1 protein-coding gene is annotated in these 264 nt (G+C 37.5%); it reads left to right on the forward strand.

Going from position 1 to position 264, the window contains the following annotated elements:
• Window positions 1–264, forward strand: a 264-nt coding sequence (locus tag AOA61_RS24530; protein ID WP_218197377.1) for a glycerophosphodiester phosphodiesterase family protein, incomplete at both ends; no start/stop codon positions are given.

Here is a 264-nt window from a genome sequence, read left to right on the forward strand (position 1 = left end):
ATGTAAAGGACCGAGTTATTGTCTCCTCTTTTAATCATTACAGCTTAGTAGAACTTAATAAACTTGATCCTTCTGTGGAAACTGCGATTTTATTTATGAAAGGTCTTTATGAGCCTTGGAATTATGCAAGAACAGTTGGTGCAACAGGATTACATTGTTTTTTACCAGTCGCAGTACCAGAATTTCTTGTAGGAGCAAATAAGGTCGGAATGGCAGTACGCCCATTCACAGTAAATGAGGAGAAGCATATCACCTCTTTAATAG

Origin of the sequence: Pseudomonas sp. 2995-1 (genome assembly GCF_002742505.1) — a bacterium.
GTDB lineage: Bacteria > Pseudomonadota > Gammaproteobacteria > Pseudomonadales > Pseudomonadaceae > Aquipseudomonas > Aquipseudomonas sivasensis.